This window comes from Rufibacter hautae, from assembly GCF_008271695.1.
Taxonomy (GTDB): Bacteria; Bacteroidota; Bacteroidia; order Cytophagales; family Hymenobacteraceae; genus Nibribacter; species Nibribacter hautae.
This window is the reverse complement of record NZ_VKKY01000002.1, coordinates 1,535,195-1,548,962: the sequence shown is the minus strand read 5'-3', so window position 1 is coordinate 1,548,962 and position 13,768 is coordinate 1,535,195. Positions and strand designations below refer to the sequence as shown.

General features: G+C 51.2%; 14 protein-coding genes. 10 read left to right on the top strand and 4 right to left on the bottom strand.

Annotated elements, in window-relative coordinates:
• Positions 1-90 precede the first annotated feature (90 nt).
• On the bottom strand, positions 91-705 hold the full coding sequence (locus FOA19_RS15415; protein ID WP_149091666.1) for a histidine phosphatase family protein: 615 nt from the start codon (positions 703-705) through the stop codon (positions 91-93).
• A gap of 52 nt (positions 706-757) precedes the next feature.
• On the opposite strand from FOA19_RS15415, the gene FOA19_RS15410 reads away from it, so the two are divergent.
• From FOA19_RS15410 to gldC, 10 genes are all read left to right on the top strand, one after another.
• On the top strand, positions 758-1,177 hold the full coding sequence (locus tag FOA19_RS15410; protein ID WP_149091665.1) for a hotdog fold thioesterase: 420 nt from the start codon (positions 758-760) through the stop codon (positions 1,175-1,177).
• A gap of 7 nt (positions 1,178-1,184) precedes the next feature.
• A complete protein-coding gene (locus tag FOA19_RS15405) occupies positions 1,185-2,405 on the top strand; it encodes a chorismate-binding protein (protein WP_149091664.1) in 1,221 nt (406 codons plus the stop codon).
• Positions 2,402-4,114 (top strand): 2-succinyl-5-enolpyruvyl-6-hydroxy-3-cyclohexene-1-carboxylic-acid synthase, encoded by a 1,713-nt coding sequence (menD, locus tag FOA19_RS15400; RefSeq protein ID WP_149091663.1) that lies wholly within the window; start codon positions 2,402-2,404, stop codon positions 4,112-4,114. The genes FOA19_RS15405 and menD overlap by 4 nt, the downstream gene beginning before the upstream one ends.
• 95 nt (positions 4,115-4,209) lie before the next feature.
• Positions 4,210-4,656 (top strand): DoxX family protein, encoded by a 447-nt coding sequence (locus FOA19_RS15395; protein WP_190300421.1) that lies wholly within the window; start codon positions 4,210-4,212, stop codon positions 4,654-4,656.
• A 294-nt stretch (positions 4,657-4,950) separates the two neighbouring features.
• The gene (locus tag FOA19_RS15390) at positions 4,951-5,424 is read left to right on the top strand and encodes a DoxX family protein (RefSeq protein ID WP_317132041.1); all 474 of its coding nucleotides are present in this window, start codon (positions 4,951-4,953) and stop codon (positions 5,422-5,424) included.
• Between the two features lie 109 nt (positions 5,425-5,533).
• A complete protein-coding gene (menB, locus tag FOA19_RS15385) occupies positions 5,534-6,358 on the top strand; it encodes a 1,4-dihydroxy-2-naphthoyl-CoA synthase (protein ID WP_149091661.1) in 825 nt (274 codons plus the stop codon).
• A 202-nt stretch (positions 6,359-6,560) separates the two neighbouring features.
• Positions 6,561-7,655: an AMP-binding protein gene (locus FOA19_RS15380; protein WP_149091660.1), complete on the top strand. Its 1,095-nt coding sequence runs from the start codon at positions 6,561-6,563 to the stop codon at positions 7,653-7,655.
• A gap of 387 nt (positions 7,656-8,042) precedes the next feature.
• Positions 8,043-8,732 carry a hypothetical protein gene (locus tag FOA19_RS15375; RefSeq protein WP_190300420.1) on the top strand — a complete coding sequence of 230 codons (690 nt, stop codon included), beginning with the start codon at positions 8,043-8,045 and terminating at the stop codon, positions 8,730-8,732.
• 417 nt (positions 8,733-9,149) lie between these two features.
• Complete coding sequence (gene dnaN / locus FOA19_RS15370; RefSeq protein WP_149091658.1) at positions 9,150-10,274, top strand: DNA polymerase III subunit beta; 1,125 nt, start codon at positions 9,150-9,152, stop codon at positions 10,272-10,274.
• A gap of 496 nt (positions 10,275-10,770) precedes the next feature.
• Positions 10,771-11,133, top strand: coding sequence for a gliding motility protein GldC (gene gldC, locus FOA19_RS15365; protein WP_394344096.1), 363 nt, complete (start codon positions 10,771-10,773; stop codon positions 11,131-11,133).
• Between the two features lie 65 nt (positions 11,134-11,198).
• On the opposite strand, the gene FOA19_RS15360 is transcribed toward gldC, so the two are convergent.
• The 3 genes from FOA19_RS15360 to FOA19_RS15350 form a co-directional block, all read right to left on the bottom strand.
• Positions 11,199-11,678, bottom strand: coding sequence for a hypothetical protein (locus FOA19_RS15360; RefSeq protein WP_149091657.1), 480 nt, complete (start codon positions 11,676-11,678; stop codon positions 11,199-11,201).
• 225 nt (positions 11,679-11,903) lie between these two features.
• On the bottom strand, positions 11,904-12,440 hold the full coding sequence (dcd, locus tag FOA19_RS15355; protein WP_149091656.1) for a dCTP deaminase: 537 nt from the start codon (positions 12,438-12,440) through the stop codon (positions 11,904-11,906).
• A 206-nt stretch (positions 12,441-12,646) separates the two neighbouring features.
• Positions 12,647-13,636 carry a glycoside hydrolase family 5 protein gene (locus tag FOA19_RS15350; RefSeq protein ID WP_149091655.1) on the bottom strand — a complete coding sequence of 330 codons (990 nt, stop codon included), beginning with the start codon at positions 13,634-13,636 and terminating at the stop codon, positions 12,647-12,649.
• Positions 13,637-13,768 lie beyond the last annotated feature (132 nt).

Here is a 13,768-nt window from a genome sequence, read left to right as displayed (position 1 = left end):
GTAATACAAATATGCTTTTAAGAGAATGTAAGCCGGTTTTTGGCTTGTTTTTAAAAATTAGGCCTAAAAACAGGAATGTTGCTCTTTTTTCTAGGTTAAATGTGAGACATCGGCAAAGCGCTCTACCCAGAACATGGAGCCCGTGAAATTAAGCTCGTAGAGGCAAAGGTTCTGGTGCACAAACCTATCCATCTGGCTCAACGGGTAGCGCAGCAGCTGGGCCAGCAGCACCCGCATGGCACGGCCGTGCATGCACACCAAAATGGTCTTTTCCTCGGGGCGGGAGAGGATGAGGTCAATGACTGGTTTTTGCCGGTCGGCCACGTCCTGCGGGCTCTCTCCGCCTTCAATGGGCACGCTGGTTTCGCCCTCCTGCCAGCGCCGGAGCATGTCAAAGTAATAGGCGTCTTCCTCAGGCGTGACGCGGGTGCCCTCGCGGTTCCCCCAGCAGATCTCGTTCAGTCCGCTGTGCCGCTCATGCGGAATGCCCAGATCTAGGAAGCCCTGCACAGATTGCACGCTGCGCTGCAGCACGGAGGTATACACTTTGTCAAAGGCTACGCCCTGGTAGGCCTGGAAGAACCTGTCGGCTTGCCATAACCCGGTCTCGTTGAGGGAACTGTCCACACCGCTGCCCTGCACAATCCCCTGGAGGTTGAGGTCGGTTTGGCCGTGGCGGACGAGGAAGATTTTTTTGAGGCTCAATTTTACGCTAATTTGCAGGCTCTAAGATAGGCCATAATTACGAGAACTACGGATGAAAAGACGCCCCGATGTCACCCTGGAACAGCTAAATGCCTGGAATAAAAACACCTTGGGCGAGCACCTGGGCATGGAGTACACAGAACTTGGCGATGATTTCCTTATCGGGCGCATGCCCGTTGACCACCGCACGCACCAGCCCTTGGGTCTGCTGCACGGCGGCGCCTCCGTAGCGCTGGCCGAAACCCTGGGCAGCGTGGGCGCCACCCTATTCCTGGACCTGGAAAAGCAGTACTGCGTAGGGCTGGAGATCAACGCCAACCACATCAAGAGCGTGCGCAGCGGCTACGTGTACGGCAAAGCCACCGCCCTGCACCTTGGCCGTAAGACCCAAGTCTGGGAAATACGTATTACCTCCGAAGCCGGTGACCTGGTCTGTATCAGCCGCATCACCATGGCCGTTCTGGATAGATAACTCATTCATGCCCCAAACCAACACCACCCATATTCCCCTAACTTCTGCTGATTCTCTTTCTGAGGAAACTGCTTTTAGAATTTTCAGGGCAGCTTTGGCCAGCAACTTGCCGGTAGCCCTCTGGCGCTTGCCTGGCACCAAAGAGGTGCAGGTACTGGTGTCTGCCCAGGTGCAGCAGAACCTGCCACCCATGGAAGGCCCGCAACGCGGCTTCGCCTTCTGCCCCTTCCAGGCCACCTCGTCTACGCCCAACACCTTTCTGCCCGCTGACCTTTATTTCTCCGGCAAAGCCGATGCTTCCCCTGAGAAGGGAGAAACCGAGTTGCCTTCCTGTTTCTGGGCCTATTTTGAGAAAACAGACGAAAAGCAGGATGCGGAATTGCTTTGGCCCAGCCACCCCGCCGGACCGGTGAAGTCCATCGCCCGCGATGCTTTTGAGCAGACCGTGGCCACGGCGGTGAAAGCCATGCAGGCTGGCTGCCTGGAGAAAGTGGTATTGTCCCGCACCAAAACGCTGCCGCTTTTCAACGGTTTCGACTTGCTCACCGCTTTCGCCCAACTGACTAGGCTGTACCCCACGGCTTTCGTGTCCTTGGTGGCCATTCCGGGTCTGGGTACCTGGTTGGGGGCTACGCCCGAGCTCTTGGTGCAGATTGACCGCCATAGAGTATTCCGCACCGTGGCCTTAGCCGGCACCCAGCCTATCACGGATAAATTGACACCCGCCGATGCCATCTGGCGGCAGAAGGAGATTGAGGAGCAGGCTTTGGTGCAGCGCTACGTGGTGAGTTGTTTCAGGCACCTGCGCCTGCGCGAGTATGTGGAGATGGGACCCCGCACCATCATCGCCGGGAACCTGCTGCACCTGCGCACCGATTTCAGCGCGGCCATGGACGAAGTAGGCTTCCCCAAACTGGGCACCCAGATGCTGGAGTTGCTGCACCCCACCTCGGCGGTAGGCGGCATGCCCAAGGCTGCGGCGCTGCAGATGATAGGTCAACTGGAAGTACATGACCGTCGTTACTACAGCGGGTTTATGGGCCCGGTGCAACTGGGGCAGGAAACGAACCTGTTTGTGAACCTGCGGTGCGTGGAACTGGGGCAGGACACCGTCACGGCCTACGCCGGCGCCGGCATGACTGCCGACTCAGTGCCCGCCAAGGAGTGGGTGGAAACCGAGCTCAAGATGCAAACCGTGCTCCGTCTTTTTCAAGCGTCTGAATCATGATTTTACAAGCCGTTATAGATATTGCTGAGATCTGCGCCCGCAAGGGAGTGGAAGATATAGTGTTGTCGCCGGGCTCCCGGTGCGCGCCCTTGACGCTGGCCTTTGCCCGGCATCCGCAGCTGCGGGTGCGCACCGTGCCCGATGAGCGAAGTGCCGCTTTCATTGGCTTGGGCATCGCGCAGCAAACGGGCAAGCCGGTGGTGCTGGTCTGCACCTCGGGGACCGCGGCCTACAACTACGCGCCTGCCGTGGCCGAGGCCTTCTACCAGAACATCCCGCTGCTGGTGCTTACCGCCGATAGGCCGCCCGAATGGATTGACCAACTGGACGGGCAGACCATCCGGCAGGCTAACATCTATGGTGGTCACGTGAAGCGAAGCTTTGATTTTCCGGTGGATACGAATCATGTTGATTCCCAGTGGTATGCTGCTAGGTTGCTCAATGAAGCCTTGAATGAAGCTGTAGCTTTTCCGGAGGGTCCGGTGCACGTGAATATCCCCTTGCGGGAACCCTTTTACCCCGAACCAGATGAGGAGTTTGCCTATTCAAGAGACGTGAAGGTCATTGAGGAGGTACCTTCAGGGTACGGGTTGCCAGCGCAGGTATGGGAACAGCTGAAAACAGAGCTCAAGCAGTACCGGAGAGTACTGGTAGTGGCCGGTCAGGGCAGGAGGGATGAGGCTTTGCACGACGAGATTGTGAGGTTCTGCCGCGCTACCGGAGCCGTCTTCATCGCCGATACCATCAGCAACCAGCAAGTGGCCGGGGAGACCATCAATTTCCACGATGTATTCCTGGGCGCCAAGCACCTGCACACCACCGAGGCACTTCAAGCTGATTTATTGATTACTTTCCATAAATCACTGATTTCTAAAAACCTGAAATTGTTCCTGCGCAAGCAGCAGCACCTACAACATTGGCATGTGCAACCGGCCGGCATGGTCGCGGACACTTTCCAGTCGCTCACCCGCATCATCCGGACTACTCCCCAGGATTTTTTCGCTCAGGTAAATCAAAAAGAAGCTAGCCTACAGGTTTCCCCAGCATTTACCAATGCCTGGCATGAGCTGGAAATGCAGGGTAAATCGGTTTTGGAGGGTTTTCAGGAAAACAGCCCTTTTTCGGAATTCCAGGTGTGCCACCAGGTACTCAGGAGCTTGCCCCAGAACAGTCTGCTGCACCTGGCCAATAGCATGAGCGTGCGGTACGCCAACCTCATCGGCGTAGCTGAAAAAGAAGGGGTGGAGGTGTTTGCCAACCGGGGCACCAGCGGCATTGACGGCAGTACCAGCACCGCGGTGGGTTCCGCGTTGAGCACGGATAAACTGGTGACCCTGCTCACCGGCGACATGGCTTTCCTGTATGACCGCAATGCCTTGTGGCACAACTACCTTCCCCAGAACCTGCGCATTGTGGTGCTGAACAACCACGGGGGTGGCATCTTCAGGATGATAGAGGGGCCGCGCAGCCAACCAGAACTGAGACCCTTCTTTGAAACCGACCAGCGCCTGACGGCCCAGAAAACTGCCGAAGACATGGGGCTGACCTATGTGCGGGTGACCGACGCTGCTTCGCTGGAAGCGGCGCTGTCCAATTTTTTAAACCATTTGGCGGGTCCGCAATTATTGGAAGTGGAAACGAGCAGCCCGGAGAATTTTGCAGTTTTTGAAGACTACCGAAAACAGGTAAATTCCAGCATACAACTTTGAGCCTCAGGAGATTGAAATTTAACACTTTCTTTGTTGACTAAGCCAAAAATTAGTCGTAACTACTATTGGAGACGCTGAATAATAGCGGTAAAATAGTGGAGTTTACAAAGAACGTGGAGAAGTGGCACCACAAACACCATGTGGTCCTGTATGATTACGGAAGAATAGCCTTGGGCTGTTTTCTGGTATTCAAAGGCATCTCTTTTCTGTTTAACATGACTGCCCTGGAGCAGATCCTCCTGGATAGTAAGCTGTATGAAATGGCTACTTTCCTGGCTTACACTGTGGTAATCATCCACATTGTGGGTGGCGCCATGATTACGGTGGGGTGGCAAACCAGGCTGGCCTTGTTGTTACAGTTTCCTATTGTGCTGAGCGCATTGCTGTTTTTTACGCCTAAGCATGACTTTTTTTCCTTATACTCTCCGTTTGCGGTAACTATTTACACGCTGCTTTTCTTAGTCTTTTATTTAGTGGGTGGTGCGGGGTACTATTCTTTTGACCACAGCCGAGCCTACCGATACAGAAAGTCTTCAAGATAGGCAATTGGTCACCTCCACCTTAGCTACTCTACCTCTGGTGGTAGAGGTGACCTTTACAGAGACTTAATCCTTTCAGATATCCCACCCAGGCCTTCTGCCAAGAGCACCCGTTTAGCCGGATGGGTCTGGCAGAAGGTCATGACCGTTGCTCCCCAGAAATCCCGAGGATTGTGGCGGCAGCCCCATGCCGCGTAAGAAAAACAGGACTCAGGAAAATGTTAAGTTGGTTATTATAATATATTAATATTCAACGTATAATATACTTGGAGGCGCTGTTAAAGTGGCGTTACAATTATGATGCAATGGGTACAACAAGTAGACCGGTGGCAAAATGAGCACCGGCCCGTGGCCTATGACTACGGAAGGATCATCCTGGGCCTTTTCATCTTCTACAAAGGCCTCACGTTTATTGCAGACACTTCTTCCCTGGCCCAGATCATAGAGAACAGCCAATTTCACTGGGTAGCCTTAGGACTAGCGCATTATGTGGCCTTCGCGCATCTGGTAGGCGGTCTCCTGATTGCCATCGGGTTGATTACCCGGGTAGCCATCGGGTTCCAGATTCCCATCCTGATTGGGGCGGTATTCTTCTTTAACCCAGACCAGGGGTTCTTCTCGGTGAACGCCCAGTTCGGGATTTCCCTTATTACCCTTATTGCCCTAATCTTTTATTTCGTGGTTGGATCTGGCTATTATTCTGTTGACCATAGGTTTGAGGTGAACGAAAGAAGGCTAGAGGAGAAGAAAGCCTTGCGGAATAACCTTTGAGTTTAACCTGAGGTAGTAGGGTGGAGCGCAAATCTGCGTAAACCTTTGCAAATTCCTGCAAGGGCACAGTACCTTTACGCCCACATTGTTCCACCCAAACCCGAGGTTCATGCAAAGTAAATTCAACTGGACTACGCTTAAAGAATACCAAGAGATACTTTTTCAATTCTATAATGGCATCGCTAAAATCAGCATCAACCGGCCGCACGTGCACAATGCGTTCACGCCCCGCACAGTAGCTGAGATGATTGATGCCATGAACATCTGCCGCGACAACCCAGACATTGGGGTGATTATTTTCACCGGTGAAGGCGGCAAGGCTTTCTGCTCGGGCGGTGACCAGAGCGTGCGCGGCCACGGCGGCTATATTGGCGAAGACACCGTGCCCCGCTTGAACGTGCTGGACCTGCAGATGCAGATCCGCCGCATCCCTAAGCCGGTGATTGCCATGGTGGCGGGTTGGGCCATTGGGGGGGGCCATGTGCTGCATGTGGTATGCGACCTTTCCATTGCCGCGGATAATGCCCGTTTTGGCCAAACTGGCCCAAAAGTAGGCTCCTTTGACGGTGGTTTCGGGGCATCTTACCTGGCCCGCATTGTAGGGCAAAAGAAGGCCCGCGAGATCTGGTACCTGTGCGACCAATACAACGCGCAAGAGGCGTTGGACATGGGGCTGGTGAACAAAGTAGTGCCGCTCGATCAACTGGAGGAAACCACTGTGGAGTGGTGCGGAAAAATCCTGGAGAAAAGCCCATTGGCCCTGCGCATGCTCAAAGCCTCTTTCAACGCCGAGTTGGACGGACAGGCCGGGGTGCAGCAGTTGGCCGGAGACGCCACCTTGCTTTACTACCTCTCAGACGAGGCCAAAGAGGGCAAGAATGCGTTCCTGGAGAAACGCAAACCAGACTTCTCTAAGTATCCTAAATTCCCTTGATGGTAGGACGTATCAAGTATCAAGATGTAAGTAGTGGTGATTGGACGTATGACAGTTAATTTGCGGAGCAGTTCTGATGGTAAACTTCAGGGCTGCTCCGTAACTTTTTTAGGCCTCTTCCTAGTAAGAGAAGGCATCGGTAAGAAGATTTCTTACTTTGTTTTATCGTGATACCTGATACGCACTACGTGCTACCCAATCCATGCCCGACCACCTGCTCCTAAATGGGAAGAAATTCTTCTTAGACGAAATCCAGCATTATTCCTTCCGGGAAAGCATTCCCATTGACGGGTATGAGGCCAAGACGCTGGAGTTTTGCAAAAACTGGCTGCAAGGGGTACAGGAGTATCCGGTGCAGACCTCGGGGAGTACCGGCGCGCCAAAATTCATTGAACTCACCCGCGATAGGATGGAGGCGAGTGCCCAGCGTACCCTGCGCATCTTCAACCTGCAACCAGAAGATCGAGTGTTGGTGTGCATGAACACCGAGTACATTGCCGGTATGATGATGCTGGTGCGCGGTCTGGTAGGAAACCTGCACATAACCATTATTGAACCCATCGGTAATCCATTGGCCAGTGTAGATCCAGACGCAGAGTTTGACTTCGTGGCCATGGTGCCGCTGCAGTTACAGACCATTCTGGAGGGAACACCTGATAAAATTGCCAAGCTGAACAAGATGAAAGCGATTCTGCTGGGAGGTGCCGCCATCAGTAAATCCTTGGAAGAAGCTGTTCAGCCGCTGGAGGTACCTGTGTATCAAAGCTACGGCATGACGGAGACCATTTCCCACATTGCCGTGCGTCGCCTGAATGGGGCGGAGAAAACAGATTATTATACTGCCCCGTCTGAAATAACGCTGGGCCAGGATGAGCGTGGCTGCCTTACCATCTCGGCGGAAGTAACGGGCGGTGAAACGTTGGTCACGAATGATCTAGTGGAATTACTGGAGAACAACTCCTTCAGGTGGCTCGGCCGTGCCGATAACACCATCAATTCGGGAGGCGTGAAAGTGCAACTGGAAAAAGTGGAAGCCGCGTTAGGAGACGCTTTGGCCGGTTTAAGTATCTCGCGCCGCTATTTTGCCGCAGCCCTGCCTGATGAAACGTTAGGGGAACGCCTCATTGCCGTCCTGGAAGGCAGCCCACTCACGGATGAAGAGGAAGCCAACCTCAAAGGCAAGCTCAGCGAGTCGCTGTCTAAGTATGAAATTCCTAAGCATTTTGGTTATCTGCCCCGCCTGCCTGAAACGGCCACGGGTAAGATAGACCGACGCAACGGCATGGCTTTGATTTAACCTTTTCAGCCTTTTTTTTAAAAAAGCACGCAAAACAATGGCGCTGTATTAAAGGAGGACAGAGATGATAAAGTAAAGTTGCTTCGTGGCTCAAGACTGAGATTTACATTCATGTTTATGTCAATTTTTACGTCCAACTTGGCTATTTTTAGGCCTTGTGCCAATTAGTTTAGTGCTATTTTTTTAAGTAGATAAATTTTAAATCTCTGGTTTTAAAGAGGATATATTTGCATCGAGTTAAATAAGTTATAAACCGTTTTCCTTTTCTCAGGGAAATCGTAATAGGAGCAGCACACTTTTAGTACTTCTTCTATTATGAAACAATTTTTATCTCTGACGTGCCTTTGCCTGGCTTCTTTCTTCTTGTTTTCCTGTGAAAAAGAAGAGGTGGAACCAACCTTACAGGCGACCTCGGTTTCTGAGGTCCGTACCGCTGGATGTATTAACTTTTCTTATTTCAATAAAATCTCCGGCACCGTCAACTTCGGGGCTGCCAACGGTGATAGAATCCTAGTTCGGTTCTTGGACGGTATGTCTTTGGAGGCTCGTCAGCAGGTATTAAGCAGATATCCGCAGTTTCACAGCATAGAAGGGGAGGTTGCCCTGGATTCGGGCACCTTAACCATTGTGCGCCTGTTGGCCAATTCCGGCTGCGGCGATGCCGAAAAACTGGGCCTTAAACTGCTTCGGGAAAGCGCTGTTACCTACGTAACCCCGTTCTTTAACCGTACTTCGTCAGATCCGGAAGAACCCTTAACCGGTTTGTCCAACGAGTTCATGGTGGCTATAGAACCCGGAAAACTGGCGCAGTTAGAACAACTGATTGCCCAAACCAGAACCAGCATTGTGATGTCTTTCTCAGAGGAGGTGCATGTCCTTAGCGCCGATAAAAACTCCTCTTGCGGTATCCTAGATATCCTTACCAAGTTCAACCAGCAGAACTTTGTCACCGTTGCTGAGCCTAACCTGGTGTACAGCTTCCCCACCGCTTCCGGGGAGATGATGAATGCCCAAACCGCTAAGAAACTAAAGAAAGGCTCGTGGAAAGCCGCCAAAGCTGAGAAAAAGAATAAGTAACAGTCATTAACTTTTGGAAGGAGGAATTTTGGCAAGTCTTATTAAGAGCTTAGCAGGGTTCCTCCTTTTGTTTGAAATGTATTTGAGTTAAATCTAAAGAAAGGGGAGGGTACATTTCTAAGGACAGCTTCTTGCTAAGGTAAATATCCGCTTGAAATAGAAAATGTGCCCCCATGGAACAAGTAGGTAAACAGGTTTTAGAAAAGAAAAGAATACACAAGTTAGTGGATAAACCTAACCGGATTTTACAACTGTTTTGGGTTGAGTCAAGCCGCTGGTCTGTTTAGGACATATTTTTAGCAAAACATGCTTAAAACGGGTGAGTGGTGGAAACAAAAACGGCCTTCAGGATAGGAAAAAATCCTTTTTTGGTTAACTTTGCCCGATAAAGCTCCTTATCCAAACCTACTATAACGGATGAAATTCATTGTATCTTCTACGGCGCTGCTGAAGCAGCTTACTAGCATCAACGGGGTAGTGGCCAACAACCCGGTGGTGCCGATTTTGGAGAACTTCTTGTTTGAGATCAACGACGGCGTCTTGACCATCACAGCAAGTGACCTGGAAACCTCCATGATCACGGAGATACACGTGGAGGCCCGCGAAAACGGACGCATCGCTGCGCCGGCCCGTATCCTGATAGATACCCTGAAAAACCTTCCGGACCAGCCGGTGACCTTCACCATTGACGAGGAGACGTACACCATCGAGATCAGCTCGTCTAATGGCCGTTATAAACTCTCTGGTGAGAACGCCACGGATTTCCCTAAAGTACCGGTGGTCCGCGGCGGCAACGCTATTGAGATTCCGTCCAATGTATTGGGTCGGGCCATCAACAAAACCATCTTCGCGGTGAGCAATGATGAGTTGCGTCCTGCTATGACCGGTATCTTTGTGCAGTTGAACAGCGGCAACATCACCTTTGTGGCCACTGACGGACACCGCCTGCTGCGCTACCGCCGCCAGGATGTGAGCAGCGACAATGCCGCTTCCATCATCATCCCTAAAAAAGCTTTCAACCTGCTCAAATCAACGTTGCCTAATGAGGCTACTGCTGTGAGAGTAGAGTTCAATACCTCCAACGCGTTCTTCAGCTTCGATAATATTAGAATGATCTGCCGCCTCATTGACGAGCGCTACCCAGATTACGAGAATGTGATTCCGGCTCAGAACCCGAACAAACTGGTGATAGACCGCTATGATTTCCTGAGCTCCGTGAAACGTATCTCTATCTATTCCAACAAAACCACTCACCAGGTGCGCCTGCGCATCACGGGCAGCGAACTGCAGATCTCTGCGGAGGACCTGGATTTCTCCAACGAGGCTAACGAGCGCCTCACTTGCCAATATGATGGCGAGGATATGGAGATCGGCTTCAACGCCAAGTTCCTCACCGAGATGCTAAGCAACATTGACTCAGACGAGATTACTCTGGAGCTCTCTACGCCAAACCGCGCCGGCTTGCTGATGCCATCCACCAACGATGACGAAGAAAGCATCCTGATGCTGGTAATGCCGGTAATGCTCAACAACTACGTATAAGCGTTAGAATACTTAAGAATAAAGAAGTCCTGCTTGGCGTTAAACCCAGGCAGGATTTTTCTTTTGAACTGATTTAGGAAAAGTAACCCTTAAACACAAGGGCGAGAGAGAACCTAACAAAGAGGGAACTTCTATGATCAAGAATACCACACGCATTCCGTCCCCCTTTGAAGGGGGTAGGGGGATGATTACTCCTGCTGATCATTGTATCTCCGAAATGTAGGGGCAATCCCTTGTGGTTGCCCTTGCTCTAAAATTTAAGTCATCGGTTCTTCAAACGCCATGGTCATTCCCCTACCCCCTTCAAAGGGGGACGGAAAACCTGCACAGCTATAAAGTAGATTATGCATTTTGTAAACCTTCCTGTTTATGAGCAGTTTTCAAGAAAAAGGCTCTAAACTGCGCCGATATGGAAAAGCAGATGCTTCTATCTCTAGAACTCAGAAAAACATTTTACCTTTGTGCTTTGAACGAAGCGCCGGTGGCGTGAAAGAACATGAAACAAATGAAAAAATCAGAGATACACTTCAGCATTGCCCTAGACGAGCAGCGGGTTCCAGAGGCCATCAGTTGGACCGCTACCGATGCCGGTAATGACATCCACTTCGCTAAAGCCATCAATATTTCCCTATGGGACCGTAATGATTCAGGCACCATGAAGATTGACCTTTGGACGAAGGACATGCCCGTTGATGAAATGAAATACTTCTATATTGACACCATCGGGGCGATGGCACAAAGCATTGAGACTGCCACCAATGACAAGCTTATGGCCGAGAAGATGCGCAGCCTGTGCCAGGAACTCATGCAGCACGTAGAAGAGCAACAGAAGCGTAACGCGGCCCAGAACCCGCAGTAATCTGAGATTTATACAAACAAAAAAGCCGCTCCTAGGAGCGGCTTTTTTGTTTGTATATTATGTACCTAGTTCCGGGGAGAAGCTTCTCTAATCACGGCTGGCTCAGGTTGCGCGAAGGTACGTTTGGCATCTGCTTTGTCCTGGGCTACGAGCGTCTTGGCGGCTTTGCCGTTCTCTTTCTGCAACTGCAAGGCATAAGCCCGGTCATAGCTGTTGAAAGATTTACGTGCACCGTAGTAACGCGAATATTGGGCGGTGCTCAATACCTTTTCCAAGGCGGCGTCACGCTCTTTACAAACCCCATTGATACATCTTTCCAATTCCGCCGGGTTGTTGGCGTATTTGGTCTCAAAGGCAATCATTTTCTGGGCATTGGCCAGATTGAGTTCTCTCAGCTTTCTGGACTGGAAGTTGTTCAACTGCAGCTCCCGAATCATCTTGTCTGACAGGTTTTGGGCACGTTGTTCAGCGGTTCCCCCGTTTTGGGCAAACGAAGCGAAACTTACAGAGAGAACAAGGGCCAACGTATACACAAATCTTTTCATAGTCATTCTGGTTTGAGAGGTACTACACAATTCCTGTGCCATCTATTTTAGAACAAATCCGGTGGCGAAAAAGTTGAATCTCTTTCAAAAAGAACGTGCTACAGGCGGCTTTGTTTCCTTTTTAGCCTACTATAAATGGCTGAAAATAAAGTTCTTTCCGTTCTACAAGGCTTATGTGAGATTTATACAATAAACCGGATATGGTACCCTGAAAAGCGGAAAAGTCTAAAACTTGTTCTTCCACATCATAGACTCTACCGGGTACACAGAGCGCTGGTTGTACTTGGCGTTGGTCTTCTGGTTGTAGTAGTTCTCAATACCGCCGTTCACCACAAAATAGATCAGCTGCCCAATGGGCATGTTGTGGTACACCCGCACTTTCTGGCTCACGGAGATCTCCAAAGTCCAGTTGTTGCAAAAGCCCACATCGCCTTTGCCAGCCGTGGCGTGGATGTCAATCCCCAACCGTCCTACGCTTGATTTCCCCTCCAGGAAAGGCACGTGGGCATGGGTCTCGGTATATTCTTCGGTAACCCCCAGGTAAAGCTTGCCGGGCTCCAGAATGTAGCCTTCCTCAGGGATCTCAAATACCTCAATCTGGTTGTGTTTGCGGGCATCCAGCACTTCGTCTTTGTAGAAAGCCAGGTACTTGCCCAAGTGCACATCGTAAGAGTTCGTGCCCAGGCAGGAGCGGTCATAAGGCTCAATCAGGATGGTGCCTTTTTCTATCTCTTCCAGAATCTGACGGTCGGTGAGGATCATGCGGGTTGGTAGCGTTAATTAAAGGTGCAAGGTACGCGTAAAATCCGGTTCATGCCACGGGTGCCGCAGAGGAGAACTGTTTTTGCCGTGTTTCCCTAAAAAGAAGCCCAAAACGCCCGGCAGCTCCTTTTCTTAAAAGAGTTTACCGGGCGTTTTAAGTAAAACAGCATAAAACAAAGCGTACCTAATTGGTGGGTTGAGGCTTGTTATTTGGCTTTGGTTTTCTTCTTTTTTACGGGTTGGGCCGCATAGCTTTTAAGGAGGGCGCGGCTTTTCAAGCCGGATGGTTTTAGATCCGTATCTTTCCATTGGCCCGTGGCCGAGGCCGAAGGCAGCAGGATAGAGCATGTTTCATCTTTGTCAGAAACTGACCAGGTCACCCAGCTAATCTTGCGTTGCTCAGCCCAGTCCAGCCATTTCTTCCATTCTTCTTCGTTCAAAGGTCCGTTGCCGGTGGCTTCCATGCCCGCCGATTCTGAGATAAAGAGCGGAAGTCCCTTGCTGAGGGCGTAATCGCCGCGGTCCCGGAGTTCCTGCTTGTGGGTGGCGGCATAGAAATGCAGCGTGTACATGAGGTTCTTCACGCCCTTGATAGGGTCATCGGCGGCCAGATGCACGTCCTGGTCCCAACGCGGCGTGCCTACCAAGATGAGGTTGTCCGGGTCAACCGCTCTGATAGCGGAAATCACCTCTTCAGAATAGGCCTTTACCTCGGGCCAAGTTTCATGATCGGGCTCATTGAAGATCTCGTAGATGACGTGCGGGTTCTTGCCGTAGGTTTGGGCCATCTCGGTGAAGAAAGCCTTGGCCTCAGTCAGGTTGATGTTGTGGCTGTGCCAGTCAATGATGACGTAAATGTTCTCCTTAATGGCGCCGTCTACCACAGCTTTGATTCTCTCTTTGGACCACTCGGGTTTTTCCAGGTAACCGTTCTTCGGCTCTACGCCCATGGCAGCCCTGATCACGTTAATGTTCCAGTCCTTAGCCAGCCAACTCACAGTCTGCGGCGTGTAGAAGCGGGGCCAGAAGTTATGCCAGCCAAAGCTCATGCCCCTGAGCATGACAGGCTGGCCTTTCTGGTCCAGGAGTTGCGTGCCTTTTACGCGCAAAGCGCCGTGGTTCTTCACCGCCTGCGCCGGCGCTAATAGACTGCTACCCACCAGGAGGAGCGTAGGGATAATCTTCTTGAAAGACATAGTAGAAGTAAGATTGAACCCCAAAGAAAGAGATTAATGATGTGTGGGGCATAACACTCCTTTAGCATTTCTTAGACCGGATTAGAGTACCACGGGTTTATAAAGCAAAAATTAGTATTGGTTTCGGGTGTT

What these genes read in the sequence shown, in the direction of transcription:
- FOA19_RS15410 (WP_149091665.1), top strand. Translation starts at nt 758, where the DNA reads ATGAAAAGACGCCCCGATGTCACCCTGGAACAGCTAAATGCCTGGAAT.
- FOA19_RS15405 (WP_149091664.1), top strand. Translation starts at nt 1,185, where the DNA reads ATGCCCCAAACCAACACCACCCATATTCCCCTAACTTCTGCTGATTCT.
- menD (WP_149091663.1), top strand. Translation starts at nt 2,402, where the DNA reads ATGATTTTACAAGCCGTTATAGATATTGCTGAGATCTGCGCCCGCAAG.
- FOA19_RS15390 (WP_317132041.1), top strand. Translation starts at nt 4,951, where the DNA reads ATGATGCAATGGGTACAACAAGTAGACCGGTGGCAAAATGAGCACCGG.
- menB (WP_149091661.1), top strand. Translation starts at nt 5,534, where the DNA reads ATGCAAAGTAAATTCAACTGGACTACGCTTAAAGAATACCAAGAGATA.
- FOA19_RS15380 (WP_149091660.1), top strand. Translation starts at nt 6,561, where the DNA reads ATGCCCGACCACCTGCTCCTAAATGGGAAGAAATTCTTCTTAGACGAA.
- dnaN (WP_149091658.1), top strand. Translation starts at nt 9,150, where the DNA reads ATGAAATTCATTGTATCTTCTACGGCGCTGCTGAAGCAGCTTACTAGC.
- gldC (WP_394344096.1), top strand. Translation starts at nt 10,771, where the DNA reads ATGAAACAAATGAAAAAATCAGAGATACACTTCAGCATTGCCCTAGAC.
- FOA19_RS15360 (WP_149091657.1), bottom strand. Translation starts at nt 11,678, where the DNA reads ATGAAAAGATTTGTGTATACGTTGGCCCTTGTTCTCTCTGTAAGTTTC.
- dcd (WP_149091656.1), bottom strand. Translation starts at nt 12,440, where the DNA reads ATGATCCTCACCGACCGTCAGATTCTGGAAGAGATAGAAAAAGGCACC.
- FOA19_RS15350 (WP_149091655.1), bottom strand. Translation starts at nt 13,636, where the DNA reads ATGTCTTTCAAGAAGATTATCCCTACGCTCCTCCTGGTGGGTAGCAGT.